At 71.7% G+C, this 26,802-nt stretch carries 18 protein-coding genes and 2 pseudogenes; 13 read left to right on the forward strand and 7 right to left on the reverse strand.

Annotated features, from left to right (window positions below; genetic code table 11):
- Positions 1–212 precede the first annotated feature (212 nt).
- The gene (locus ACF07B_RS10160) at positions 213–911 is read left to right on the forward strand and encodes a DsbA family protein (protein WP_392178531.1); all 699 of its coding nucleotides are present in this window, start codon (positions 213–215) and stop codon (positions 909–911) included.
- Positions 912–1,125: 214 nt separating this feature from the next.
- On the opposite strand, the gene ACF07B_RS10165 is transcribed toward ACF07B_RS10160, so the two are convergent.
- Both ACF07B_RS10165 and ACF07B_RS10170 read right to left on the reverse strand, forming a co-directional pair.
- Complete coding sequence (locus ACF07B_RS10165; RefSeq protein WP_392178532.1) at positions 1,126–2,202, reverse strand: CU044_5270 family protein; 1,077 nt, start codon at positions 2,200–2,202, stop codon at positions 1,126–1,128.
- On the reverse strand, positions 2,199–2,816 hold the full coding sequence (locus tag ACF07B_RS10170; protein ID WP_369479988.1) for an RNA polymerase sigma factor: 618 nt from the start codon (positions 2,814–2,816) through the stop codon (positions 2,199–2,201). The genes ACF07B_RS10165 and ACF07B_RS10170 overlap by 4 nt, the downstream gene beginning before the upstream one ends.
- A gap of 386 nt (positions 2,817–3,202) precedes the next feature.
- Here ACF07B_RS10170 and ACF07B_RS10175 point away from each other — a divergent pair, with 386 nt between their 5' ends.
- The 3 genes from ACF07B_RS10175 to abc-f all read left to right on the forward strand — a co-directional run bounded on the left by ACF07B_RS10175 (position 3,203) and on the right by abc-f (position 7,074).
- Positions 3,203–4,165: a hypothetical protein gene (locus tag ACF07B_RS10175; RefSeq protein WP_392178533.1), complete on the forward strand. Its 963-nt coding sequence runs from the start codon at positions 3,203–3,205 to the stop codon at positions 4,163–4,165.
- Positions 4,166–4,729: 564 nt separating this feature from the next.
- Complete coding sequence (locus tag ACF07B_RS10180) at positions 4,730–5,167, forward strand: SRPBCC domain-containing protein (protein ID WP_392178534.1); 438 nt, start codon at positions 4,730–4,732, stop codon at positions 5,165–5,167.
- Between the two features lie 260 nt (positions 5,168–5,427).
- Positions 5,428–7,074: a ribosomal protection-like ABC-F family protein gene (gene abc-f, locus ACF07B_RS10185; RefSeq protein WP_392178535.1), complete on the forward strand. Its 1,647-nt coding sequence runs from the start codon at positions 5,428–5,430 to the stop codon at positions 7,072–7,074.
- 244 nt (positions 7,075–7,318) lie between these two features.
- Here the strand turns inward: abc-f and ACF07B_RS10190 are convergent, their stop codons facing one another.
- Complete coding sequence (locus ACF07B_RS10190; protein WP_392178536.1) at positions 7,319–8,101, reverse strand: ArsR/SmtB family transcription factor; 783 nt, start codon at positions 8,099–8,101, stop codon at positions 7,319–7,321.
- A 65-nt stretch (positions 8,102–8,166) separates the two neighbouring features.
- On the opposite strand from ACF07B_RS10190, the gene ACF07B_RS10195 reads away from it, so the two are divergent.
- On the forward strand, positions 8,167–9,666 hold the full coding sequence (locus tag ACF07B_RS10195) for an MFS transporter (RefSeq protein ID WP_392178537.1): 1,500 nt from the start codon (positions 8,167–8,169) through the stop codon (positions 9,664–9,666).
- Here ACF07B_RS10195 and ACF07B_RS10200 read toward each other — a convergent pair.
- Positions 9,629–10,297, reverse strand: coding sequence for a hypothetical protein (locus ACF07B_RS10200; RefSeq protein WP_392178538.1), 669 nt, complete (start codon positions 10,295–10,297; stop codon positions 9,629–9,631). The genes ACF07B_RS10195 and ACF07B_RS10200 overlap by 38 nt on opposite strands.
- Before the next feature lie 180 nt (positions 10,298–10,477).
- The gene (locus tag ACF07B_RS10205; protein ID WP_392178539.1) at positions 10,478–11,560 is read right to left on the reverse strand and encodes a protein kinase family protein; all 1,083 of its coding nucleotides are present in this window, start codon (positions 11,558–11,560) and stop codon (positions 10,478–10,480) included.
- A gap of 294 nt (positions 11,561–11,854) precedes the next feature.
- Here ACF07B_RS10205 and ACF07B_RS10210 point away from each other — a divergent pair, with 294 nt between their 5' ends.
- From ACF07B_RS10210 to ACF07B_RS10235, 6 genes and pseudogenes are all read left to right on the forward strand, one after another.
- Complete coding sequence (locus ACF07B_RS10210) at positions 11,855–12,820, forward strand: alpha/beta hydrolase (RefSeq protein WP_392178540.1); 966 nt, start codon at positions 11,855–11,857, stop codon at positions 12,818–12,820.
- Positions 12,817–14,874 carry a hypothetical protein gene (locus tag ACF07B_RS10215; RefSeq protein WP_392178541.1) on the forward strand — a complete coding sequence of 686 codons (2,058 nt, stop codon included), beginning with the start codon at positions 12,817–12,819 and terminating at the stop codon, positions 14,872–14,874. The genes ACF07B_RS10210 and ACF07B_RS10215 overlap by 4 nt, the downstream gene beginning before the upstream one ends.
- On the forward strand, positions 14,871–15,803 hold the full coding sequence (locus ACF07B_RS10220; protein ID WP_392178542.1) for an AAA family ATPase: 933 nt from the start codon (positions 14,871–14,873) through the stop codon (positions 15,801–15,803). The genes ACF07B_RS10215 and ACF07B_RS10220 overlap by 4 nt, the downstream gene beginning before the upstream one ends.
- Complete coding sequence (locus tag ACF07B_RS10225; protein ID WP_392178543.1) at positions 15,796–18,711, forward strand: TIR-like protein FxsC; 2,916 nt, start codon at positions 15,796–15,798, stop codon at positions 18,709–18,711. Before ACF07B_RS10220 ends, ACF07B_RS10225 begins: the two co-directional genes overlap by 8 nt.
- Positions 18,708–19,709: pseudogene (locus tag ACF07B_RS10230) on the forward strand (KGGVGR-motif variant AAA ATPase); the annotation flags it as partial. The gene ACF07B_RS10225 and the pseudogene ACF07B_RS10230, both read left to right, overlap by 4 nt.
- Before the next feature lie 199 nt (positions 19,710–19,908).
- Entirely contained in the window at positions 19,909–21,123 is a 1,215-nt protein-coding gene (locus tag ACF07B_RS10235; RefSeq protein WP_392178544.1) for a glycoside hydrolase family 3 N-terminal domain-containing protein, read from the forward strand.
- Positions 21,124–21,308: 185 nt separating this feature from the next.
- On the opposite strand, the pseudogene ACF07B_RS10240 reads toward ACF07B_RS10235, so the two are convergent.
- Positions 21,309–23,726 (reverse strand): annotated as a pseudogene (locus tag ACF07B_RS10240) (ABC transporter permease).
- A complete protein-coding gene (locus tag ACF07B_RS10245) occupies positions 23,723–24,415 on the reverse strand; it encodes an ABC transporter ATP-binding protein (protein WP_392178545.1) in 693 nt (230 codons plus the stop codon). The pseudogene ACF07B_RS10240 and the gene ACF07B_RS10245 overlap by 4 nt, the downstream one beginning before the upstream one ends.
- Before the next feature lie 221 nt (positions 24,416–24,636).
- On the opposite strand from ACF07B_RS10245, the gene ACF07B_RS10250 reads away from it, so the two are divergent.
- Positions 24,637–26,046 carry a sensor histidine kinase gene (locus ACF07B_RS10250; protein WP_392178546.1) on the forward strand — a complete coding sequence of 470 codons (1,410 nt, stop codon included), beginning with the start codon at positions 24,637–24,639 and terminating at the stop codon, positions 26,044–26,046.
- Entirely contained in the window at positions 26,043–26,738 is a 696-nt protein-coding gene (locus ACF07B_RS10255) for a response regulator (protein ID WP_392178547.1), read from the forward strand. Before ACF07B_RS10250 ends, ACF07B_RS10255 begins: the two co-directional genes overlap by 4 nt.
- Positions 26,739–26,802: the final 64 nt, after the last annotated feature.

Here is a 26,802-nt window from a genome sequence, read left to right on the forward strand (position 1 = left end):
TCTTCTGTGTTTGTCGTGCTGGGTCCCCCCGCCCCCGCGCGGAACGTTCCCCCCCCCCCCCCCCCCCCCCGCCCCCCCCGCGGCGGGCCCCCCCCGGGCCGGCCTCCTGGACCAAACGAACTGTGCGTATCTCGTAAAGATGATCTAAGGTCGCGCTGTTCTTCGGGAGGGGATGGCGCATGGTGCGTGGGGGGCGGTGGGCTGTGCTGTGCGTGGCCACAGTGCTGATGCTGACAGGGTGCGGGCACCGATGGGTCGAGGACAAACCTGCCTTCGAGAGCGCGGAGAAGCTGCCGGAAGAGCTCGGGAAGGACGGCACCACCATCCTGGTGGGCGACCCGGACGCGAAGGTGACCGTGCACCTGTACGAGGATCCGCGCTGCCCGGTCTGTGAGGAGTTCGAGACCACCGGCGGTTCCCCGCAGCTGCGGGAAGCGACGCTCGATCGCCAGACGGTCACCGAATACACCCTGGCCTCCTTCCTGGACGACAGGCTCGGCGGCAGCGGCTCGAAGAAGGCGGTCAACGCACTGCGGGCAGCACTGGAGGAGGGCAAATTCGTGGAGTACCACGAAGTGCTCTACGCCAACCAGCCCGAGGAGAGCGTCGACGGGTTCACCGATGCCCGTCTGCTGGAACTGGCCGACCAGGTAGAGGGGTTGCGCGGTCCGAAGTTCAACGCGGCCGTCAAGAGTATGAAGTACCGCTCCTTCGTCACCGCGTCCGAGAAGGCGTACGAGAAGGCTGGTGGTGCGAAGGATCCCGACGGGCCGGGGACGCCCACCGCTGTGATCAACGACAGGCAGATCCCGTCGGAGCACAACGGCGTGCTCTTCGACGGCGATGTCTTCGCCGAGCTGCTGCAGGAGATCCACGCCAGTCCCTGGGAGTGGGAACAGACCGCCCTCTGAACCCGTCAGCGACGAGGTGCGGCTGCGAGGCCACCGCCATGGGCCATGACGGGCCTTGCCAGAACAGGCGTCCTCGCGGAATCGTGCCCGCTCCCCGTTTCAAGAGCGAAGCCAGGCGAGGCTGCGCAAGCACGCCCGGCAGGCAGGCAGGCAGGCAAGCAGGGGGCGACCTTGGACGGGCCGGAAGGGCCCCCGCAAGGTCGCCCCCTGTTGCTCAGCTGTCGGCCCCCGCAGACTCCTCGCCGTGCCGGTCGACGACGGCGCGCCGGAGCACGGCCGTGCTGCCCATCAGCGTGTCGGACGTGATGCCCTTCTGCTTGTCGTGGGTGATGAAGCCGCGCGCGCCGAGGAACGCGAGACTGCGCTTGTCGAAGATCCATTCGTCACGCGTGGCGGAGGAGGCGTCCTCGCGCGTGATGGCGATCCCGTGCCGCCCGGCCACGTCGACGGCGTCCGGGATCTCCTTGACGCCCGGTATCCTCGCGGCCGCCTTGTACAGCGCGGCGGTGTTCCGCGGCGGCATGAGCGTCTGGCTCAGCAGGTCGCCGATCAGGGAGAAGACGGCCTGCTCCCTGGACTCTCCGTCGGACACGCGGACATCGCGGCGCAGCAGGGCGAGCAGGGCGTCGGGGTCGGTCGGCAGCGAGGACAGCCATGTGTACGTGGGGTGGTCGATGCCTGCCGGGACCGCGTCGGTGGACTCGATGGGGATCGTCTCGTCGGGCATCACGGCGTCCTTGCCGGACTCGCGCATCCAGCCGAGGGTCTTGAGGGGCCTGGGGTCCTGCGAGGTCCACGTCTCCACCGTGTGCGGGGCGCCGAGTTCCACGGGCCCTTCGAACGTTCCCTTGTTCGACACGGTCAGGTTCCTGACGTACACGAACTGGTCGTCCCTGACCGGCGTGACGTCACTGGCCATGGCGGCGACGGCGATCCGGTGCAGGGTGAGCGAGGCGTTCTGGGCGTGTGCGCTGCCGCCGGCGGCCCGGTCCGCAGGCGCGGGGCCGAAACCGCCGCCGGTGCCGTTGAGGGTGAGGGTGAGGGCCAGTGCTCCGGCCAGCACCGTCGAGGCGAGAGGCACCAGGACGGCCGGACGCGTCAGTCGGCGGCGCGGGGCCGGGACGGCGCGAGCGGGAGTGGGGGCGGCGGCGGGAGTATGGCCGAGGTCTTGGTCGATCTGCTGCATCAGGACGTCCTTGTAGTGGAGGTGGCGCTCCGGCGGGAGGTCCCATTCGGCCGGCGCGGACAGCAAATCCAGCGCGTCCTCGGTCCGTCGACCGTCGGTGTTCATCGGGTCTCCTCCTGCAGGAACAGGGCCGCGAACGCGGCCTCACTCTCCATCTCTCCACGGGGGCCGGGGGGTTCCGTCCTCGCGCTGTCCTGCCCGGAGCTGAGCCGGGCGAGCCGGGCCCGGGCGCGTGAGAGCCTCGACCGTACGGTGCCGACGGGGACCCCGAGCGTCTGCGCCGCCTGCCGGTAGTCGAGTCCGGCCGACACGCACAGCGCGAACACCTCACGCTCCTGGCGGCGCAGCCGGCCCAGCGCCTGGTGGACCAACGCGAGCCTGCGGGCGTCGTCGATCCGCCCCGCCGTCTCCTCCGCGAAGTCCTCCACGGGTCGTGGTTGCGGGCTGCGCGCGAGGAAGGCGAGCCGCCGGCGCAGGCTCCGGTTGGCGTTGCGCGCCTTGTGCGTGGCGATGCCGAGCAGCCAGGGCCCCAAGGATTCGCCCTCCGGCTCGACCCGCTCACGGCCGCGCCAGGCGGCGAGGAACGTCTCGGACATGACCTCCTCGGCCTGTGACCAGTTGCCGGTCAGCCGCAGGGCGTGGTTGTAGACCGCCCGCGCGTACTGGTCGTAGAGCTCGGCGAACGCCGCCCGGTCCCCCGCCCGTATGCGCGCACGCATGGATTCCGCTGGTTCTTTATGACTCACACTCGGTACTCTCCGCGCCCCGCCCGAAGTTCCTGTGGCGCGCGTCACGCCCCGATGCGATGGGCGCCCGCGACGAACAGGCCCGTGGCGTCCAGCCGTCTTTGTTGCCACCTTGCCTTGGATGCCGGTCGGTTCGGTGCCCAGCGTCCGGGGTTCGTCCGGGCACCGTACCGGGGGCCGTCGGGCATCGATCAAGGTGCGGGAAACCGCGTGGCATCGTGTGAACGGTCTCGGCCATGATGTGCGGTGTTGTCCACACAGAGGCGGTTGCCAAGTTGACGCTGTCCCCGGCCACGCAGGCCATACTCGACCGATGCTCCGGCGATGAGGCTCCTGGGGTGGCGTGGCGGTGGAAGTCCATGGCCGCCGAGACGGTGCTCCGGCACGGCGGTTCAGCCGATGCGGAGGCGCTCCTGCCGCTGTTCCTGTCGGCGCCCGCCGCGCACGAGGCGCTGGTGCCGGTCTTTGCGCGTCACGGCGACCGGCGGCTGGCCGCGCGTCTGCTGGAGGCGACGGTCGTCGGGGGCCGGCTGCGCGAGGACGTGCCGTCCGGCGTGCTGCACGCCGTGGGCCGCCTGGGCCACACCTCGGCCACGTCCCTGCTGTGGGAGCACGTCGACGGCTCGTACGACGTGTCGAAGGACGCGTGTCTTGGCCTGCTGCACCTGCCGTGCGAGGAGCTGCGGGGCGCGATCGCCGAGTCGCTGGAGAAGTACGAAGGGGCCGCACTGTTCCCCGAGTTCCTGCCCGTCCTCGCTCCGAAGACCGATGACCCGGCGTGGCTGGAGCGGCTCGTCGCGTGGGGCGGGAACCACGCTTCGGTCGACTGCAACGGCGGTCTGATCCTGGGGATCTCGCTGCACGGCGGCCGGGCGCGCGCCGCTTTCACCCGTCTGTTGTGGGATGTCCGGTGGGAGGCCTGCGGCTCCAGCACCGGATCGGCGCTGTGGACGTACGCGGGTACACGCGTGCTGGGCCTGGACCTGCCGCAGTTGTACGCCGAGCTGCGGGCCCGGTTGCGCGCTTGTGCGGACCCGGAGGTCCGGGGGGACGTCCTGCGGTCGTACATCACGCTGCTGCAGCTTCGGTGCGCACATGTCTGGACCGGTGTAGGGGCGGACGAGGCCCAGCCGGAGAGCTGCGACGCGCTGTACAGCGTGCTGTTCACCCCGGCGCCCGACGACGGTGACACGCTCACCGAGCTCGCCGACCGCGTCTTCGGCAGCGACGATCCTCTGTCGGACGAGGTCCACCATCTGGAGGCCGCCCTCCGCGCCGCGGCGGCACACGAGTGGGCGTTGCGCGCGGCCGCCTCACGCTGACGGGCACCGGGCACCGGGCACCGGTGATTCCCGGCGGGGACGGCTGTGCCCCGTCGGGTACCGCCGTCGTCGTACTGGGCCCTCGGGAGGAATCCGACTCCCCCGAAAACGCCGGCCTTGCCCTTTCGAGGGCCTTGGCGCGGGCCCGGCACCCCCTCCTGAGACCGATGAGCAACCTTCGGTTGCGTAAGACGGCGGCGACGCCTATCGTGATGTGCAACCAAAGGTTGCGGAAGGGGTAGGTGGGACTTCTGTCTGCCCGCCTGGCGGCGGGTCGCCATGCAGGCGGCGGGCGCGCGATGAACACCGGCGTCGACGACGGTCCGTGGTCGCGATCGGCGACCCGACCCGGCGCCGCATGATCGACCTGCCGCCGGCCGAGGGGCGGGGCACCGCTCCGACCCTCAGCGCCCGTCTGCCCGTTCGCCCGCCTGCCCGTCACGAGGCAGGCCGTGGGACGCCCGGCCGCGGCGCGTCAAGGGCATCGCCGGGGCGCTCCAACGAGCCAAGAACGCGAAGAAGCAGCGAGCCGAGAACGCGAAGAGAAGAAGTGAGGAGATCGAGATGGCGGACATCCTGCACCGGGTCGGCACCACGGCAGCCCGGGAGACGGTCTATCAGGCACTCACCACGGTCGACGGTCTGGCCGCATGGTGGACGACCGAAACCGCGGGCAGCGGCGACGACGTGCTGCAGTTCCGCTTCGGCGACGTCGGCGGCTTCGACATGAAGGTCCTCGAACTGCAGCCGGACGCCCGGGTGCGGTGGGAGGTCGTCAGCGGTCCCGAGGAGTGGGTCGGCACCACGGTGACCTTCGACCTCAAGCAGGAGGGCGAGTGGACGATCATCCTGTTCGCGCACGAAGGGTGGCGCGAGCAGGTGGAGTTCATGAACCACTGCACCACCAAGTGGGCCCTGTTCCTGATGAGCCTGAAATCCCTGGTGGAGACGGGCACAGGCGCACCGCACCCGCACGACGTGCGGATCAGCAACTGGCACTGACCCGTCCATAGGAGGTCGACCGCCCCTGTCCTGGACAACTCCCGGACAGGGGCGGTCGACAAGTGCGCTGTCCAGGGGCGGTCGAACCGGCTCGGCCACCATGGGCTGGTGAGCTCACGGGCAGACGATCTCCTTGAGGGGGACACGGACCCTCCTGTACGGTACCTATATGCGCTTTTTCTCCTTTCTCTGAGTCCGGGCACGGCTGACATCGCCGTTTCTGCTGCCCGCGGACCCTTCGTATTCCCAGGGAAAGTCTCATGCGCGATCGCGCCCATACCGCTGTGCCCGCCTCCGTGGCACAGCTGTCCGTCAAGGACGTCACCAAGTCCTACGGCACCCGGACCATCCTCGATCAGGTGTGCTTCACCGTCCGCCCGGGCGAGAAGGCCGCCGTCATCGGCGAGAACGGCTCCGGCAAGTCCACCCTGCTGCGGCTGCTGGCCGCGGCGGAGGTACCGGACGCCGGGGAGATCACTGTCAGTTTCACCGGCGGCACCGGTCACCTCGCCCAGACCCTCGACCTGGACCCGGACCACACGGTGCGGGACATGGTCGATCTCGCGCTGGCCGAGCTGCGCGCCATGGAGAGCCGGCTGCGCGAGGCGGAGGAGCGGCTCGGCCAGGCGTCACAGGACGAACTCGCCGCGTACGGCGAGCTGCTGATCGCGTACGAGGAGCGCGGCGGATACGAGGCGGACGCCCGCGTGGATGCCGCCATGCACGGCCTCGGGCTCGCCGGTGTCACCCGAGAGCGTGTGCTCGGCTCGCTCTCGGGCGGCGAGCAGTCGCGGCTCGCGCTCGCCTGCGTACTGGCGGCCTCCCCCGAGCTGCTGCTCCTCGACGAGCCGACCAACCACCTCGACGCGGCGGCCGTGCGCTGGCTGGAGGAGCAGCTGCGCGCGCACCGCGGCACCGTCGTCGCGGTCACCCACGACCACGGCTTCCTGGAGAACATCGCCACCACGATCCTCGAGGTCGACCGGGATGCCCGCACCGTTCGCCGGTACGGCGACGGCCTCTGCGGATACCGCGCCGCGAAGGCGGCCGCCCGACGCCGCGCGGAACAGGAGTACGCGCGATGGGTCGATGAGCTGGCCCGCACCGAGGAATCGCTCGAAGCCTCGGGCAGGCGGCTGGCCGTCACCGGCAAGGACCCGAGGCAGGGCTTCGGCAAGCACCGCCGCTCGCACGAGGCGAAGCTCGGCGGACAAGTGCGTTCTGTTCGGGAGCGGCTGGCACACCTGCGGCGCAACCCGGTGACGGCACCACCCCAGCCGCTGCGATTCACGGCGGCCCTGCCGGCAACGGACGGCACGCGTCACGTCGGCCACCAGCTCGTCGAACTCGACAACATACGTGTCGGCGAGCGACTCCATCTGGAGGGGGCGCTGACGATCACGCCCGGGCAGCGGCTGCTGGTCACGGGCGAGAACGGGGCGGGCAAGACGACGCTGCTGCGTGTCCTGGCGGGCGACCTGGAGCCGGACGCGGGCACGGTGTGCCGTCCGGGCCGGATCGGGTACCTGGCCCAGGAACTGCCCGCGCGCTCCACGCGGCTCCCGCTGCTCGCCGCCTTCGCGGCCGGGCAGCCCGGGATGCCGCGGGAGTACGCCGAAGGGCTGCTGGCGCTGGGACTGTTCCGCGAGGAGGATCTGCACGTCCCGGTGGCGGAGCTGTCCGCGGGCCAGCGGCGGCGGCTGCAGATCGCCCGGCTGGTGACTCACCCCGTGGACCTTCTCGTGCTCGACGAGCCGACCAATCACATCGCGCTCGACCTGGTCGAGGACATTCGGACGGCGCTCACGGCGTATCCGGGAGCCGTGGTCGCCGTCTCGCACGACCGCGGCTTCCGCGAGCGCTTCTCAGGGGAGCGGCTGGAACTGCGGGGCGGCCGCCGGCGCTGACCCGCACGCTTGACCGCGGCGGGCACGGCGCTCACCGGATCGCCGGATCACCACGTCGGTGTTCTCCTCCGCCTGTGCCGGTGGGAGTGCTTCCTGGGGCGGTGTGATGCGGTGGCCCGCCCGGCCCGATCCATGCTGGACGCACGAGGGCGGTACGTCATCGCTCGTCGCAGGAAACGCCGGCGCCCGTTCCTCGCGGGAGTGCACCGATCGGCCGGGCTGGACGGTGCCGCCCCGGGCCGGGTCAGTCCGCCGGCCGCAGCCCGAAGGTGTCGGCCAGGCCGTCGGCGCCGTCCTCGGTCACATGGACGACCCGGGGGCTGGAGCCGTAGCGCAGCCAGCCCAGTGCGAAGAGCCGGGCGGTCAGCGCCGCGCCCACCGCGCCGGCCAGGTGGTGGCGCTGCTCGCTCCAGTCCACGCAGTAGCGGATCAGGGGGCGGCGGGCCGGCAGCCGGGTCAGGTCGACACCGAACCGGACCAGTCTTTCCTGGCCGGTCTCGGTGAGCCGGTAGTCGACGTCGTGTCCGTAACCGGCCGCGCCGTCGCGCACCGCTTCGCCGGGCCGATGGGTGCCGTCGTGTCCGGTGATCAGGCCGGTCTTGAGCAGGGATTCCAGCAGGCCAACGCCCAGTTGGCCGGCGAGATGGTCGTAACACGTACGGGAGCGGCGCAGGGCGCCGGCGGTGCTGCTCTCGCGCAGTGAGGTGACCGGGAGGGGCGGTGCGATGACGGCCAGGGCCTCCAGGGCGAGGCAGATGTCGGGGTCGGCCAGGCGGTAGTAGCGGCACCGGCCCGCGCTTTCCATGGTGACCATGCGTGCCTCGACGAGTTTGGCCAGGTGGGCGCTCGCCGTCGCGGCGCTCACGCCGGCCTCGGCGGCGAGCAGGCCGGCGGGCACTGCTCGGCCGTCGCTGAGCGCCTTCAGCATCCGGGCGCGGGAGGGATCGGCGATCAGGGCGGCTGCCCTGGCGATGTCGGGCTGGTGGTGTACCTGGTCCCGGCGCCGGCCGGTCGTCGTCCTGGTCATGCGGCCAGCGTAGTACGGCGACACTTCGACGGACGACGAAGTGTCGGAGCCCGAGACTGGCTCGCATGACCTCCACGGATCCCTCTCTTTCCCCTTCGCGCGCTCCTGTGGCCTCCGCCGGGGCGCCACCGGGCCGGCCGTCCCTCTCTTTGCCGCCGCTCATCGCGCTGAGTCTGGGCTCCTTCCTGGTGATGCTCGACGTCACGGTCGTGAACGTGGCTGTGCCCTCCATCCAGGACTCGCTGCATGCCGGCGCGTCGGACCTGCAGTGGATCGTCGACGGCTACAGCGCCTTCTTCGCCGGACTGCTGCTGCTCGGCGGCGGACTCGGGGACCGTTTCGGGCACCGCACGCTGTTCCTCATGGGCCTGGGGGTCTTCGCGGCCGCCTCGGTGGGCTGCGGGGTGGCGTCCTCGGCGCAGGTCCTGATCGCGGCCCGGCTGGGTCAGGGTGCCGGGGCCGCGCTGCTGATTCCCGCGTCGTTCGCCCTGTTGCAGGCGGCCTACCCCGACCGGGCCCAGCGTGCCCGGGCGGTCGGCTGCTGGGGGCTCGTGTCGGCCGTCGCCTTCGGTGCCGGACCCGCGGTCGGCGGGCTGCTGGTCTCGGGCTTCGCGTGGCGTTCGGTGTTCTGGGTGAACCTGCCCGTCGCCGCAGTGGCGGTGCTGCTGACCCTGCGTCATGTACCGGCTCCCGGCCGGCGGGCCCGGCCGGGCCGGACGGACCCGGCAGGTGTGGTGCTCGGCGTGGTCGGGCTGCTCGGGGTGACCGGTGCGCTCAACGAGGCGGGGAGCGTGGGGTGGTCGTCGCCAAAGGTGCTGACGCTGTTCGCGGGGGGTGTCGTGTCCCTGGCCGTCTTCGTCGCCGTCGAACTGCGTCTGGAGAAGGGCGCTGTGCCGCGGCCGGAGGGCAGGCGGCCGCTGCTGCCGCTGTCGCTCTTCCGCGACCTCCGGCTCACCGCGACGAACCTCATCGGGTTGCTGCTCGGCTTCGGCTACTACGGGATGCTCTACGCGGCCACGCTGTACTTCCAGCAGGAACGTCAGCTCAGCCCGCTGAGCACCGGGTTCGCCCTGCTGCCGTCGGTCTGCATGGGCTTCCTCGCGGCACCGCTGTCGAGCCGCCTGACCGCGCACAGCGGTCCCTATCCGCCTATGGCCGGCGCGCTGGCGCTCGGGAGCGCGGGTTTCCTGGGCTGGCTGGCGGCAGGTCCCGGCACCTCCTACCCGGTGCTGCTGTTCGCGCTCATGGCGACGGGTCTGGCGACGCCCGTCACCGTCGTGGCCGCCACCGTGGCGGTCATGGAGGCGAGCCCGGCGGACCAGGCCGGCGTGGCGTCGGCCGTGTTCAACGTGTCCCGTCAGGTGGGCACCGCCATGGGTGTGGCCCTCTTCGGCACCCTTCTCGGCGCGACGGGCGGCATGACCGGGGGGCTGCACGCGGCGGCGGTCATCGCCTCGGCGGCGTTCCTGCTGGCGTCGGTACTGGCCGCGTCCACCGGGCGCCGGACCGATGCCGCCCGGGCCCGCTCTACTCCGCGGGGAGCCGTCGCCGGCCTTCCGGGGTGAAGGTGAAGGTCTGGCGGAAGGGCCCCGTTCCGAAGCGCACCGCGAGCAGGAGGGGTTCCTCGTGCTCGGGCGGCCATGCCTGCCCGGCTTCCGGAGCACTGCCGTTCCAGAGGTGGAAGGACACCATCGGGTCCTGCGGGTTCTTGGTCAGGTAGCCGAGGGTCTTGCCGTAGTAGGGGTTGTCGCTGCCGAACAGCATGGACGGGGTTCCGAACTCGGCGACGACGTCCGTCCACACGCGGTCTTCGCCCGCCCACCGGCGGACCGTACCCCGCAGGGCTGCGTACGCGTCACGGTCGAGTACGCGGTCGGGCTTCAGCCAACCGCGCTGATGCGCGAACTCGGCATACACCGAGGCGATGCCGTACTCGTAGTAGCGCTCCGGGATCAGATCGCGGAACACGCCTGCGACGCCGGTGCTGGACCAGGCGCCGCGCTCGTCCCAGACGCGCTGCTGCTCGGCCAAGGCCTCGGGCAGGCACTCCACGAACAGCAAGTGATCCATCAGCATGCGCAGGGCCAGTTCCGAATCCGTCCCGAAGATTCCGGGACGGCGCAGGGCGAAATTCAACCGATCGACGAGATACGCGCGTATCTCGTCGGAAGCCGCGAGCGATCTGGAAGTGGACACCCCGCAGTCTCCCGCACATGCCGCCGCACCGCCATCATGAGCCGATCTCCTGACCTCGCGGAAGATGGGCGTTGATGCCTTCCGCTGCCGTCCTGGCATCGAGGGCGCCCACCACGAAACGGCTCAGCGGCCGGGGCGCGCCCCGCCTGGTCCTGGACCGCCGCCCGGACCAACAGGCTCTCATTCCGCTGGCTTTGACGCGCCGGACAAGGCCTGCCGGAGTGCGGCGGCGGGGAAGGGCGTGCGCTTGCTGTGCGTGAGCAGTCGGTGATGAAAGTCGTCCAGGACGACCGCGTGCGAGGCGTGACGGTCGATGATCGCGCCGATGTCGGCCGGGACGCTGCCTGGTCGATGGCCGTCGACCCATTCGCGCAGGAAGGTTCCGTGGTCGGTGTCGCCACGCATGCCGTCCGGGAGGTGGTGGCGGAGCAGGTGGTTCGGTGCGTAGGAGCGGTCGTACAGGAGGTGATCGGCGAGGAAAGCGCGCTCCTCGGCCGAGAGTTCGAAGTCGCGGCTCAACGCGAGCCCGAAGTCCGCGAAGTACACGCGCCGGCCGTCGGTGAGCAGGTTGGCGAAGTGCGTGTCGAAGTGGACCAGTCCGCGCGCGCTCATGAACTCCGTTCCCCGCAGCAGCGCCTTCTCGATCCACCGATAGGGCGACTCGCCTGACGGTTCCGGCAGGGCCTCAGCGCGGGCCTTGCCGAGCCACTCGGCGAGTGTCTGCGGCACATGTTCCAGGAAGAGCACCAGGCTGAAGGAGGACCGTCCGATGGCTTCCAGTCGACGGCGCACGGCCGGCGAGCCCTCCCAGTGCGCCACGGCTCCCCCGACGCCCCCGAGTTCGTCGACGAAGCCGGCTGGGGGACTGTCGGGCAGAACACGCCAGTGATAGAGGAGCGGGAAGCCGTCATACTCGTTCTTCAGGGCCCAGCCCGTCGTCATGATGTGCGTGGCCAGTTCACGCCAGGCGCCGAACCCCGCCGACCCTGCCCCGTACTGGTAGAAGAGAGGAAGGTCGAACACGTTGGCGGTCGACCTTGCGTTCTCCGGCCGCAGCTCGATGTCCGTCAGCGGGACCCGCTTGACGAAGACGCGTATGCCGTCGACTTCCATCTCCGCCGACCTACCGCCGATGCCGGAGCCGAGGCTCGGCGCGGCGGCCACCGCGTCCTTGAGCCGACGGTCGCTGAGCAGGGACAGCCGTCCTCCCACGGTCGCGTAAGCGGAAACTCGCGCGGCATGCGCCGGCTCGGTCACGTCCATCGGTGGCTCCACCCCGACATGGTGCCACCCGGGGCACTGCGACTGAACCCGGGCGATGGCATCCCCCGGCGGTGAGGACCAGCTACGGGAAGGTGACCGGCGCTACGCGCTTGCGCGCCGTCGCGGACCGTCCGGATCTTGAGGCGGAAGCGGTCAGGAGTCTCGGCACGCCGCGCCAGGCGGCATCGTAGGGACCCAGGGCTCTCTTGGTCCGATCTCGTGCCTGGGGACGGGTCAGTCGATATCCTCGAAGTCCGTCCGGGCCACCGGCGGGGCTCTTTTCGGGGGAGGGGCATGCGGCCGCGTCTGGTGTTCGTGCACGGCATCGGTGGTCCGAGACAGCCTGCCACCGAACTCGCCACCTGGCTGCGTGCGTTGGGCGACGGCGCGGGTCTCGCCGGACACTCGCGGCACGTCTCCGATCTGGTCGGGGGCCGGTCCGCGGACTGCCGGTTCGCCTACTACGGCGATCTGCTCGGCCTCGGGAGCGCGCAGAGCGGCGAGGCGTCCCTGGACGAACAAGAGGCCCTCGGCGTCAGGGAATTACTCCTGGAGTCGATCGCCGAGCGGTCGACCGCCACCGCCGAAGACGACGAGCTGCACGTCCTGCGTCACGCGCGGGCCCAGCTCACTCCGGAAGGCACCCCGCAGGGCCTCGGCTCGGTCGCCCGGCAAGTGCTCGGCGCCGCCAACACGCTGCTGGCACTGCCGGGCGTACGCAAGCTCGGCGGCTGGGCCGGGGCGGGCCTGATGGTGGGACAACTGCGCCAGGTGACACGGTACTTGGGACGCGCGGAACCGGACGAGTCCGGCACGACGCTCGACAGCAGGATCCGGCGGCGCGTCCGGCAGTCCTTCGATCCGACCGGACCCACCATCGTCGTCGCCCATTCGCTGGGCACCGTCGTCGCGATGGAGGCCCTCCGCTCGTACGACGGTCCGGTCCCGCTCCTCGTCACGCTCGGCTCCCCCATGGGCCTGCGCGGCACCGTCCGGGACCGGATGCGTCCCCAGCCTCTCCAGGTTCCCGAATCGGTCGACGCGTGGCTGAACTTCTGGGACCGCGACGACCTGGTGGCCGGACTGCCGCGACTGGAGAAGTCCGTACACCCCAGCACCCGTTCGGTACTCCCCCTGACCCGACGCGTCGACTCCGACGGCGCCTGGGTCCATCCCGCCGCCAAGTACCTCGCCCAGCCCGGTGTGGCCGGCCCCGTGCTGGAAGCCGTCGCCGCGCACAGAGCGGCACCCGAGCGGTGACCGCGCCTCCCCGCCACGCCCTGGTCATCGCTCCCCAGTGCGCTTCCCTGGGCATTCTCGACGAGCTGAAGGACGCCGCGGCCGACCTGCGGGACGCTCTGACGCACCCCCGGAGAGGAACCTGCGACCGCAGTCCGGCGGTCAGGTCGGGACTCCTGTACGGCGAGGGCGTCCGCCGGGCCGACATCGACACGGCGCTGCGGGAGGCGGCCGAAGCGGCGGCCGAGGCAGGGGCCGTCCTCGTTCTCGCGTTCCTCGGTCATGGCAGCACACCGGGCCAGAACCCCACGCTCTACCTGATGGCCGGAGACTCCCGGGCCGAAGTGATCGGTTCCGCCCTCGACGTCGGCAGAATCCTGACCGAGGTGCTGGAGACCCCGGGACTGCCCGGTCTCCTCACCGTCGTCGACACCTGCCACGCCGGTGGCGCGACCCCTGACATCAGGGCCCTGGACGCCGGGGTGCGCCGCGGCGAGACCCGTTTCTCGCTGCTGATGTCGGCCGGCGCCGCCGAGGAGGCGTACCGGCTCGCCTTCACCACAGCCCTGGTCCGCGTGCTGACGGAGGGTGTGCCCGGAGCCGGCGAGTTCCTGTACGCGGCCGACGTGCTCGACGCGGTGCGCGAGCTCGTGACGGGCCAGAACCCGCGCCGGGTCGAACACGACGGGGCGCGGTTCGGCCAACGGAACTGGCTGGCCCGCAACGCCCGGCACGCCCGGGCGATCGCGTCGGTTCTGGGGCCCGTCGCGACCGAGCACCTGGAAGAGGCGCTGGCACCGCTGGGCGGCCCGGACCTCCTGCCGGTGCCCGTGACCGGCCTCCACACGCTGGACCGGCTGCACGAGCAGGTGGGCCGGAGCCGGCCGGACGACGCCTACGAGCGCGACTGGGCCCTGCGCGTCATCGAGGACCTGCGGGACGTTCTGGTGACGGTCGACCTGCTCACGTCCTGGCCGGGCGACACCCTGACGACCGAACGGCTGAGAACCGCGCTCGTCGGGGCCGCCGGGCGGTCCGAGGAACAGCTTCCGGACAGTGCTGGCGGCGAACTGCTGCGTGACGCGGTGGAGTTCCTGCACATACGGGCCCGCCGCCTGGGTGAGTCCCGGGCGGCCCGGCTCGCGCACTTCGTCGCCTCGCTGGCCGCGGAGGAAGGACTCACCCGGCACAGCCCCGCGCTCGCCGCCTGGGCGCGCCAGACGGGGGCCACCGTCGAACTCGGAGACGCCTTCAAGACCCTGCTGGCGGACGGCGCCGAGACGCGGATGCGGCTCATCGTCCACCTGCACACCGACCTCGCCGACGAATGGCCGGAGACCCTTGAGGCATGGCTGCTGGACGGCGGCGAGGAGCGCGGGCGCAAACAGGTCGGCTGCGTGCCCGACCAGTACGGCGTCGAGCAGTCGCTCCAGGAGATACTCCACTGGGCCTCCTCGAAGGGCAGCGCGCCTCCACGCCGGGTCGAGATCGCCGCGTCGGCCCCGCTGCTGCTGCGCTGGCGGCCCGAGCTGACCGATTTCGGGGAACTGCTGGGCGACAGACACGACGTCGTCCTGCGCTGGAGCGCACGGTTGTGCCCGCCCAGACATCTGTGGTGGATCAACGATCGGGCCCGGCAGCAGCTCACGGCGATGAACGCGAACCGGGCCGGGCGCGCGCCGGTGGACTGGCTCAGCGCCCGGGACACCGGCCGCTCCGAGGAACTGAAGACCCGGTTCGTACGCCGGAGATACACCCAGGCCGTCGGTGTGGGCCATCGGCCGCAGAAGTTCGCGCACATCATGGACATCCTGCTGGCCTACGCCCCGATCGTGCTCTGGCCCGGCACCGAGGGCCGGATGCCCCGAGGGTGCCGGGACAGCCTCGACAAGTACTGGCACCTCCTGCCCAAGGAGTTCAGCGAGGCCTACCGCCGCAGTTGGGCGCGCACGTCCAGGGCGAGGCGCGAGAGCCGGGACGATCTGGCGCTGTGGCGCAGCGTGTGGCACGACATCGAGTGGCTCGACTTCTGCGACCTGTTCGAGCCGTTCAACGAGGGAGGACAGCCCACATGACCTGGCAGCCGCTCTACGTCGGCGACGGCATCCCACGCGATGTCGACCTCGGCGACCCGCCGCCGTGGCGCAGCTTCCCCCGCCGGCCCCTGCACCGGCAGTTCCAGCCGCCGCCCGGACTCGTCGAGGCGGTCAACGCGGCCCTGATCCTGCGCCGCCCGCTGCTGGTCACCGGCCCCGCCGGTGCCGGCAAGTCCACGGTGATCGAGCAGGTCGCGGCGGAACTGAAGCTCGGTGACCCCTTGCGCTGGCACATCACCTCCCGCAGCACGCTCTCGGAGGCCCTCTACCGCTACGACGCCCTCGGACGCATCCACGCGCAGAGGCTGTCCGGCGCGGAGAGCGACGACATCGCGCCCTTCCTGCGTCTGGGCCCGCTGGGAACCGCGCTGCTCCCGGCCGAACACCCCCGGGCCCTGCTGATCGACGAGATCGACAAGAGCGATCTGGACCTGCCGAGCGACCTGCTCGACGTGCTGGAGCGCGGCGAGTACGAGATCCCCGAACTCTCCCGCTACTCCCGGGACCTCGTCGAGGTCCGCCACTGGGGAAGCGACGAGCGAAGCTCCGTCGAACGCGGGCGTGTGCAGTGCGACAGCTTCCCGTTCATCGTGCTGACGAGCAACGGCGAGCGCGACTTCCCCGCCGCCTTCCTGCGCCGCTGCATCCGCTTCACCATGCCGACGCCCACGGTCGAGGCGCTGCGGTCCCTGGTCGCGGCCCATCTGGAGGTCGGCCCGGAGGACCAGCGCGCCAGGACCGTCGACCGGCTGGTGAAGACGTACGTCGAGCGGGTCGCCGAGGGCCAGAGTCTGGCGATCGACCAACTGCTGAACGCGGCCCATCTGCTGACGGGTGACGCCGCCCTCTCCGGTGCCGACCGGCAGGAGGTCCTCGACCTGGTGCTGCGCGAGCTGTCTCGTGCCTGAACGGCGCCCCGGGGGGCCGGATCCGCTCGCGCGGGTGGTGGCCGCGCTGCACGCGGCCGCGCCGGATCTGGACGGCCCCGCGCTCGCCGACCTGCTGTGGCTCGCCTCGCGGCTGGGCGGGGGCGCCGCCGACGGTTCCTCTCCTGTCGCGGACACGCGGCCCGCGGCGGAACCGGGCACACCGCAGTCCACGAGCGAGGTACCGGAGTCCGGTGCCGCACCGGTCCTCGAACGGGCCGCCGAGTGGGCCCTGCACGAGCGGCTCCGCGGAGCGCGGGGCCGGGTCCGCGGCGAGGCCGTCGCCGCGTCCGGAGCGTCCGGTCTGCCGATGACCCTGCCGGTGACCCGCGCGCTGCGGCCCTGGAAACGGCCGTGGCAGCGTGGCCGCGCGGACGCCCTGGACATGGACGCCACGGTCGACGCCTACGCGCGCAGCGGAGAGCTGATCCCGCGGTTCCGGCCGGCCCCCGAAAGGTGGTTCGGGCTCATCCTGGTGGTGGACCGCTCCCCTGCCATGCAGGTGTGGCAGGAGGTGGTCGACGACTTCACGGCCGTACTGAACCGGCTCGGCGCCTTCCAGACCCTTCAGGTGTGCGATCTCGTGTTCGGGGAGACGGGGCCCGAGCTCCGCGACGGGCTGGGCCGCACGGTCGGACCCGGCCGGCTGCGTTCACCGGACGGACGGCGGCTCGTGCTCGCCGTCTCCGACTGCGCGGACCCCGGCTGGCGCGAGCCCAGGATCTGGCGGCAGCTGCGCGCCTGGGGCATGTCGTCGCCGGTCGCGCTGCTCAACCCGCTCCCGGTGAAGCTGTGGCGAAGGACGGGACTCGATCTGCCGGGCACGAGGGTGCTGCCCGGCCCGCCCGGCGCGGACAGCACCCGACTGGTCTTCGAACCGCCGCCGCTGCTGCCCGGAGGTGACCGGGCCGGCTGGCTGCCCGTACCGGTGCTGTCGCTGTCCCCGCACTCCGTCGGGCGTTGGTCGCGCACCGTCATGCGCAGGAGTACCGAGGGATGCGGCGCGGTACTGGTTCCGCGCGATGGCCGGCCGGCCGAGGAGCGTCTGGCGCCGCGTGCCGCGTCCGGCAGCGCGGACCGGTTCCTGCGGACCGCGTCGCCCGCGGCCGCGCGGCTCGCGGTGCTCAGCTCGCCGTTCGACGAGCTGAGCATCCGTCTGCTGCACCTCATCCGGCAGGAACTGGTGCCCGAGGCCGAGGTCGCCGACGTGTCCGAGCTGCTCACCAGCGGGCTGTTCCCGGTCCGCACGGACCGGGGCGGCACGGTGGAGCTGCTGGTGCCGAGGGCCGCGCAGGAGCGCCTGCGCAAGGAGCTCACCGAGAACGAGGTGTGGCGCATCAACCGGGCTCTGAGCCGGCACATGGCGTCCCACCAGGGCTGGAGCGGACCGCTGCCGGCAGTGGTCCACGATCCTCGGGGTCCGGTGGAACTCCCGGCCGGTCTGAGGTCGTTCGCGGAGGCCTCGCGGCGGACCCTGGAGCTGCTCGGGCTGCCGGAGGGCAGCGCTCCCCGTGCCCGGGCGGACGTCCAGGAGACCGAGCCGGCGAGGAGGCCTCCTCCTCCGGCGCGTTCCACGACGTCGCGAACGACGGCCAGGACGCCCTACTTCTTCCTGAGTTACGCGCACACACCCGCCTGGGGGCAGGGAACGGCTGATCCCGACCACTGGGTGAGCATGTTCTACCGGGACCTGTGCGCCCACATCCGGCAGATGGCATCGCTGCCCGCCGACGCCGACGTGGGTTTCATGGACCGTGAGATGAACGCCGGCGAGGACTGGCCCGACCGGCTCAGTGAGAACCTGGCGCACTGCCAGGTGTTCGTGCCCTTGTTCTCGCCACGGTACTTCGCGAGCGAGATCTGCGGCCGGGAGTTGTACACGTTCTCCGCACGCGTGCTGGAGGCACGGGCGGCCGGGGGCATCGGAACGGAGTCGCGGGTCGTCCCGGTGCTGTGGACGGGTGTCGACCACGAACAGCTCCCGGAGTCCGTGCACCACCTCCACGTCGGTCACGAGGCGCTCGGCGAACGGTACGCGGACAACGGCATCTACGGGTTGATCAAGCTCAACCGGATGCGCCCGGACTACGAGAAGGCGGTCCTCGGTCTGGCGCGACGCATCGTACGCACCGCGGACGAGGCGCCGTTGCCTCCCGGCAGGCCGCGGTCCCTCGCCAGCACGCCCAGCGCGTTCAAGCCGCGGGGCAGCGGCCCCCGCAGCATCCGTCTCACCGTGGCGGCGCCCACCCGGCACGACGTCGCTCCGCACCGTGACCCGGCTCCCTACGGCGCGTCGGCCCTCGACTGGAACCCGTACCACGAGGAGTCCACCCGTCCGATCGCGAGCGTCGCGGAGGAACTGCTGCGGGCGCTCGACTACCGCGTCACCGTCTCCTCCTTCGACGACGAGGAGCAGGAGGACGAGCAGGAGAGGGAGTCCGACGCAGGCCGCGGTTCGCCGGGCCCTTTGGGCATCCTGGTCATCGACTGCTGGTCACTCACCGACGACGAGCGCCGGGGCAGGCTGCGCGCCTTCGACGCGAGGGCCCGCCCCTGGCAGGCTGCCATCGTCCCCTGGGCGCACACGGACCCGCAGTCCCTCGGCGAGGAAGGGAGGGATCTCGTGCGGGATCTGGAACGGACGCTGCCGCTCACCATCGAACGGGGCCGCAGGACCGACACCCGGACAGCCGTCAACGGCGTTCCCACGCTCCAGGCGTTCACCTACGTACTGCCCAGCGTCGTCGCCATGGTGACCCAGCAGTACCTCCGGTACGCGGAGGCCCACCCGCCCTCGTCGCCGCCGCCTCCCCGGCCCCGCCTCATGGGCCCCACCGCCTTGCGGTACCCCTCCCCGGACGGCTGGGCCGACCGGGAGGACGACGCATGACGGCGGGGCGGGGCGGACGCGTCATCACCTTCTACTCGTACAAGGGCGGTACGGGCCGCACAATGGCCCTCGCCAACACGGCGTGGATCCTCGCGGCCAACGGCAAGCGGGTCCTGGCCGTCGACTGGGACCTGGAGGCCCCTGGGCTGCACCGCTATTTCCACCCGTTCCTCGATCCGCGTGCCCTCGGGGCCACCACCGGCGTCATGGACCTCGTCACCGACTACGCGTGGGCCGCGACGACGGAGGGCCGTCCGCCGGGTCCGTGGCATCGCGAATACGCCCGGGTGCTGCCGCATGCCCTGTCCGTCACACCGGACAGGCTGAACCTGACGTTCCCCGAGGGAGGTTCCCTCGACTTCCTGTCCACCGGACGCCAGAGCCGTGAGTACGGCCCGAACGTGACGAGCTTCGACTGGGACAACTTCTACGACCGGCTGGGCGGCGGCCAGTTCCTGCGCGCGCTGCGTGACGACATGAAGGCGACGTACGACTACGTCCTGATCGACAGCCGGACCGGCCTCTCCGACGCCGCCGACATCTGCACCATCCTGCTGCCCGACGCCCTCGTGAACTGCTTCACATTCAGCGACCAGTCGATGGCCGGTGCCGCCGCCGTGGCCGCCAGTGTCAGAGCCCAGAGCCAGGGCCGCGGAATCCGTCTGCTGCCCGTGCCGATGCGTGTCGACGACGGCGAGAAGGAGAAGGCGGACGCGGGGCGGGCCCTGGCCCGGACGCGCTTCGAGGGGCTGCCGCAAGGTCTCGGCGCCGCGGAGCTGGAGGCCTACTGGGGATCGGTGGAAGTCCCTTACCGCCCCTACTACGCTTATGAGGAGATCCTCGCCGTCTTCGGCGACGCTCCGGGCATCGGCACCTCCCTGCTGTCGGCCTTCGAGCGGCTCACCGCCGTGCTCTCGGACGGGGAGGTGTCGGCGCTGCCGCCGGTACCCGAGCCCGTGCGACGGCTGTGCGTCGACGCGTACACGCGAAGGCGCCCCGGGGCCGTACCGCACGGTGACGGTCCGGACGACGGCCGACCGGGCTTCGTCTAGACCCGCGAGCAGGCGCCAGGCCCCTCGGAAAGGCGTCGTCACGCGCCCGGGCTCAGCCCGGGGCTCGGAGGTACGCTGGTCTCGGCAACTGACTTCCCGCTCAAGATACAAGCGGGCCCCCAGCAGGCACCCTCGGAGTATCTTCATGGCATCACACCAGTCGCCCACCCATCGCTCCGCCGTCAGCCGGCGTGTCCTGCTCGCCTCCGCGCTGGCGGTGTCTCTCGCGGCGGCGGGTGTGGGAGGTGTCCAGGTCTCGCGGGCCGCGACGATCGACCCGTCCGCGGGGACCTCGAAGCTCGCGGCGTCCACCTGCGCCGACAGGACCTATTCGGCGATGACGGCCGCGCAGCGGGTCGGTCAGCTCTTCATGGGATCGGTCACGCCGTCCGCTCCGGACAGCAAGCGCATCGATGTCATGCGTCAGTACCACGTCGGCTCGGTGTTCCTCGCCGGGCGCAGCAACGCCGGGACGACGGCGACCAAGTCGCTTGCCGACAGTCTTCAGGCGAAGGCGGACACCGTGGCCGGGCATCGTGTGGGCCTCCTGATCTCGACCGACCAGGAGGGCGGACAGGTGCAGGTCCTCAGGGGCCCCGGCTTCTCGACCATCCCGAGCGCGCTGACCCAGGGAACGTGGACGACGACGAAGCTCCAGAGCGAGGCGGCCGTGTGGGCCAAGGAGCTCAAGACGGCCGGTGTGAACCTGAACCTCGCGCCCGTCGCGGATGTCGTACCGGCGAGCCTGGGCACGGCCAACGCTCCGATCGGCCGGTACGACCGCGAGTTCGGTCACACGGCCGCGACGGTGGCCCCGCACAGCAACGCGTTCCTCGCGGGCTCCACCCAGTCCGGGGTGCTGGCCACGCTCAAGCACTTCCCCGGACTCGGCTATGTCCGGGGCAACACCGACACCACGGCCAACGTCGTGGACACGGTGACGACGAGCACGAGCCCGAGCGTCACGACCTTCAAGTCCGGCATCGACGCCGGGGCGCCGTTCGTCATGATCTCCTCCGCGACGTACAGCAAGATCGACCCGAACAACCGGGCCGCGTTCTCCTCGACGGTGATCCAGACCATGCTCCGCAAGAACATGGGGTTCAAGGGCGTGGTCATCTCGGACGACCTCGGGAACGCGGTGGCGGTGAAGGCCGTGGCCCCGGGTGACCGCGCGGTCAAGTTCCTCTCGGCCGGGGGTGACGTGGTCCTGACCGTCGAACCGAATCTGATCCCGGCCATGACCAAGGCGGTGCAGAGCCGGATGACGCAGAGCGCGGCCTTCAGCTCGCAGGTGAGTCAGAGCGTCCACCGCATCCTGAACGCCAAGCAGAAGGCGGGCCTCCTCTCCTGCGGCTGACGGGGTCGCACCCAGGCCGTGCCCGACGGACCCGGGCCGGTCCGCAGGTCCCCGGCCGCCCGGATCGGCGACCGGGGAGTGTCCCGGGGAGGTCCTGGTGTCCACCCGGGACGGCTGCCTCCCGTGGCCGGAGGTCCGCTCCCGAAGTGACCACGGCGCGGTGAGACCGACCACCGCGCTGCGGGTCACTCGGTGCGCAGCGCCGTGGCCGTACGGACCTTGGCCGCCCATCCCGCCGGGACCATCGCGCCGGACAGGGCGACGAGCACCCCGGCCAGGCCCAGCAGCACCAGTTGCGTGCCGTCGTACACATCGAGCACCGAGGGCGGAAGGCGGGTGCCCGCGGCCTCCCCCATGACCGGCAGGACATAGCCGTGCAGCGCGAACCCGGCCGGGACCCCGATCAGCCCGCCGACCACACCGATCCCGGCCACCGAGGCGAGGACGAGACTCACGGTCTGGTTCGGAGACATGCCGAGCGCCTTGCACACTCCCAGGTCGTGGACGCGCTCGCGGGTGTCCAGGACGACGGAGTTGAGGACGCCGAGGCCCGCCACGGAGACCAGCATCAGGGTGAGCAGCGCCGCCATCGCCTCCAGCAGGACGATCATGTTCTCGCCCTCAGGGGCGGATTCGGCGAAGGCGTCGCCGCCCAACGGCTTGAGCACCGCGCCGAGCTTCTGCGCGTAACCGGCCGGGGAGACCCCCGACTTGACCTCGATGTGGAAGGCCTGCGGCTCCGCCTTGGCGAAGGTGTCGAGATCGGCGTGGACCCGCATACCGTCGTCCGACGTGTCGAAGGCCTCGCCGACGATACGCAGGCTCACCGTCTCCTTCTGGAACGTCACCCGCACGGAGTCGCCGATCCCGGTCCCCGTCCGCTCCAGGAAACCGGTGGGCACCACGACCTGGCCCCGGCCGGAGAGCCAGTGCCCCGCGATCATCTCGTAACTGCCGGGACGGGAATCACCCTGGTAGAGGGTGGCCCGGACGGTGCCGGAGATCCCGGACACCGTGGCGTCGCCCGTCGTCGTGCCGTAGTACGAGGCGGTGCCGGACCGCGCCGCGATCGCGGCCCGCACCGCGTCCGGATCCGCCGGCTCCTGCCGGCCCGGCCCCGAACCACCGGGCGCCTGCTGGGAACCGGCCGTGGGCGGCTTCCGCTTCTTCTCCGGCACGCCGGGCCCGGAGCCGCCCGGCCCACCGCTGACGGCGGTGACATCGGCGCTGTTCTCGGGATCCTGCGCGCTCGCCACCGCGTTGAGGGACTGCGTCAGTCCCACCGCGAACGTCGCGGCGACCGTCCCGAACGTCACCGCCAGCACCATCGCGATCGCCCGCACGGGATGCGCGAAAGGACTCGCGAGGCCGTACGTCACCGGCCGTGGCAGCGGCAGCCGCCCCGCCGCGCGGTGCGCCCACTGACCGCGCGCGGTGCGCGGCGCCCTGCCGACGGCGATGGCCTCGACCGTACGCAGCCTGCCGGCCCGGAGGGCGGGCACCAGCGCGGCGATCGTCACCACGAGCAGCGCGCCCGCCGGCACCACGACGTCCACCTACCAGGCCACCGAGAGCGACACCGTGCCGTACACGGACTCCGTGTCCTCCAGCAGCGGCACCGCCAGCAGGTTCCCCAGGACGACCCCGAGCGCGATACCGGCCGCCGCGGGGATCAACGCCTGGGCCACATAGGCCCGTACGACCTCGCGCGGAGTGAAGCCGATGGCCTTGAGGATGCCGATCCGGCGCAGCCCGGTGCCGACGGCGCCGCTGATCACGCTGCCGATGATGATCACCGACATGACGATGCCGAGCACGCCGAACGCGAACAGGAACGGGATCGTGGCCGCCGCACCCTGATCGACGGCGCGTTTGGTGTCCAGCCACGACTGGGTACCGACGAGTGCCCCGGCGGGCAGGGCGGCGGCGAGCTTCTTCTTGTCGGCCGCGATCTGCGACGTCGTCGCCGCGGAGTCGAAGCGGTAGAGCATCTGGCTCGCCAGGACGCTGTCCCCGGTCGCGAGCGACCTGACCTGGGCCGGGGTCGCCCAGACCTCGGCGCTCCCGCTCGCGGACAGCGCGAAGCCGACGACGGTCAGCTGCTGCGCGTCCGCGGCCTCGGAACTCATCAGGGTCGAACCGAGCTCCAGAAACGGGCCGGAGAACGAGGCGGACAGCACGATCTCACCCGAAGTGCGCGGCCACCGGCCCGACTTGAGGTCCAGCGCGTCCACGTCCTTTCCCGGACCTGACCGTCCGACCAGCGTCAGCGCGGGCAGGTGTCCGCCGTCCTGGCCCACCGGGCTGATCGTCGTCGACGGGAACGGTCCCGCGCTCGCGGTGACGCCCTCCAGGTCGCGGGTACGGGCCAGTTGGGCCGCGCTCGCCCGGTCCGGGTCGAGCTGCGCGGTGAGGTGCGCCCCGTGCTGCCGCGCGAAGGCGTGGTCGAAGGGAGCGTTCGTGGCGACCATGAGGGAGCCGGCGACCACGGCCGAGGCCACGGCCATCATGGTGGCCACGGCGATCACCAGCGTCTGGACGCGTCGTCTGCCGACCCCGGAACGCACGACCCGGCCGAGGGCACCGCTGCCGAACCGGATCATCGGACGGCCTCCGCGCGCGTGTCGACGGCCACCTTGCCGTCGACCAGATGGATCGTGCGCTGCGCGCAGGCCCGGGCCAGTTCCAGGTCGTGCGTGACCAGGACGACGGTCTGCCCGCCGCGGTGCAGATCCACGAGCAGCTCGCGGACCTCCTGCCCCGACGCGGTGTCCAGCGCGCCGGTCGGCTCGTCGGCGAGCAGCAGGGCGGGCTTGTTCACCAAGGCCCGTGCCACCGCGACGCGTTGGCGCTCGCCTCCGGACAGCCGCCCGGGGTAGGCACGGGCGTGCTTCTGGATTCCCAGCACCTCCATCAGCTCCCCGGCACGGGTCGCCGCCGCCCGCCGGGCGGTCCCGGTCAGCTGGGCGGGGAGCTGGATGTTGTCGGCGACGGTGAGGTCGTCGAGCAGATTGAAGAACTGGAAGACCATGCCGATCCGTTCGCGGCGGAACCGGGCCAGCGCGTGCTCGCTCAGCCGGTCGATGCGCTGCCCGGCCACGGTCACCGCGCCCTCGCTGGGCCGGTCCAGACCGGCGATGAGATGGAGCAGCGTGGACTTTCCGCTGCCGGACGGCCCCGTCACGGCCAGGGCCTCACCCTGGGCCACGCCGAGATCGACCGGGCCCAGCGCCGGGGTGTCGGCGCCGCCGTACCGCTTGGCCACGCCCTCCAGTTCGATCACGTGATTCATGGGTGTGTCCGTCCTTCAGGGCCGAGGAGCCGATGTCCTGTGCGAGTCCGGTGACCGTACGGGCGGAGGCGGCGGCGGCGCGTCGGCCGTGGCACCGACATACGCCCCTCCCCGCGGAGGACCCGGCGGCGGGGTCATCCTCGAGGAGTACGCCTGGCGGACAGGTGCGCCGGTCACGCAGGTGGACGTGGAGCCGTACCGCGGGGCCGCACAATGTGCGGATGGAGAAGGAGGACCCGTACGGGCGGCCGCACGACACGTCGTGGGCGGACACAGAACGGGAGCGGGCCACCCCGTGGCGGGAGCGGGCCGGCGACGTGCTGCGGCCGGGGACGTGGTGGACGCACCTGCGCGAGGCGATGCGGCCGGAGGGCGAGCCCGCCCCGCTGTCCCGGCGGGCGGTGCGCCTGGACGTGGTGCTGGCGGTCGTACTGACCGTCGTCGCGCTCGTCGTGGCGGCGCGCTACCCCGGGGACGGGCCGGTACGGATCAGCTCCCGGGCCGTGACCACGAACCGGCCCGAGTTCCCGTACCCGTTGCCGCCTCAGGCCCCGCCGCCGGGTGCCGCGTACGCGCCGGAGACCTCCGGGTCCTCCGCGCCCTGGGTCCTGGTGGTGCTGTCGGCGCTGCCGCTCGCGGCCCGGCGCAAGTATCCGCTGCTCGCGTTCGCGGTCATCGCCGCCGCCGCCCTGGCCCTGGCGGACAGCGTCTCCTGGATCAACGTCCTGACCTGCAGTATCGCCGCCTATGGAGCCGTCGCGCACAGCCGCTACCGGACACGGGCCCTGGCCGGGCTGATCGTCGCGGCCGTGCTGGCGGGTCTCGCGTTCCGGGACGCGGACCCCATGCTTCCCGGCTGGTCCAGTCCCGCCGTGGTGCTCCTGGTCGTCGGGGTGCTGGCGAGCCTCGTCCGGTACGGTCGCCTGCGGCTGGAAGCGAGCCGCAAGCGGTTCACTGACCTTCAGCGGACTCAGGAGAAGGCCATGCGCCGGGCCGTCGAGGAGGAGCGAGCCCGGATAGCCGCCGAGCTCCACGACGTCGTCACCCACAATGTGAGCGTGATGGTCATTCAGGCGGGCGCGGCGCGCAAGGTGATGGACGCCGCCCCGGAGCGGTCCAAGGAAGCGCTGCTGGCGGTGGAGGCCGGGGGCCGCGCCGCCATGGCCGAGCTCCGCCATGTGATGGGCCTGCTGGCGGGCCCGGCCGCGAGCGCCGACACCCCCGCCGACGGCCTGGAACCGCAGCCCGGCCTCGGGCAGCTCGACGCGCTCATCGAAAGGGTGCGGGCCGCCGGGACATCGGTGGACCTGACCGTCTCGCTGCCACCCCGGCCGCTGCCGCCCGGGGTGGAGCTCACGGCGTACCGCGTCGTCCAGGAGGCGCTCACCAACACCATCAAGCACGCGGCGGGCGCCGGTGCGACGGTGGAGATCGGCTTCGCCGGCTCCTGGCTGGAGATAGCCGTCACCGACATGGGGGCTGTCCGCGACTCGCCCCCGGTGGACGGCAACGGCCGCGGGCTGATCGGGCTGCGCGAACGGCTCGCGGTCTACGGCGGCAGGCTCACCGCCGGGCCCACGCTCACCGGCGGATACCGGGTCACGGCCCGGGTCCCGTGGGAGGCGGTGTGAACGGGCCCGCGCTGCGCGCCGTCATCGCGGACGACCAGGCCCTGGTGCGTACCGGCTTCGGGATGATCCTCGCCGCCGACGGCATCGAGGTGACGGCCGAGGCGGCGGACGGCGCCGAGGCCGTCGACGCCGTCAGACGCACCCGGCCCGACGTCGTCCTCATGGACATCCGGATGCCGCGGATGGACGGCATCGAGGCCACCCGGCGCATTCTCGGCGGCGGCCCCGACGGCTCCGAAGGCACCCGGGTCATCATCCTCACGACGTACGACCTCGACCACTACGTGTACGCGGCGCTCACCGCCGGAGCGAGCGGCTTCCTGCTCAAGGACGTCACGCCCGAGCACCTCGTGGCGGCCGTGCGCCTCGTGCGCTCCGGCGACGCGCTGCTCGCACCGACGATCACCCGTCGGCTGATCGAGCGCTTCGCGCACCGTCAGGAGTCCCCGCAGGCGGGTCTCCACCGGGATCTGTCCGAGCTGACCCCGCGCGAACTGGAGGTGCTCCGCCTGCTGGCGACCGGCCTCAGCAACGCCGAACTCGCGGACCGCCTGTTCCTCAGCCCGACCACGGTCAAGACGCATGTGGGCCGCATCCTGTCGAAGCTCGATCTCAGGGACCGCGTACAGGCCGTGGTCCTCGCCTACGAGAGCGGTCTGATCTCCCCGCAGGGGCCGACCGGCACCAGCTGACGTCCTACGACCGGGGGGGCGGGGACCTGGGACGCCTCGGCGTCGACAACCGTCGTACGGCTCA

Origin of the sequence: Streptomyces sp. NPDC015532 (genome assembly GCF_043078065.1) — a bacterium.
Lineage (GTDB): Bacteria > Actinomycetota > Actinomycetes > Streptomycetales > Streptomycetaceae > Streptomyces.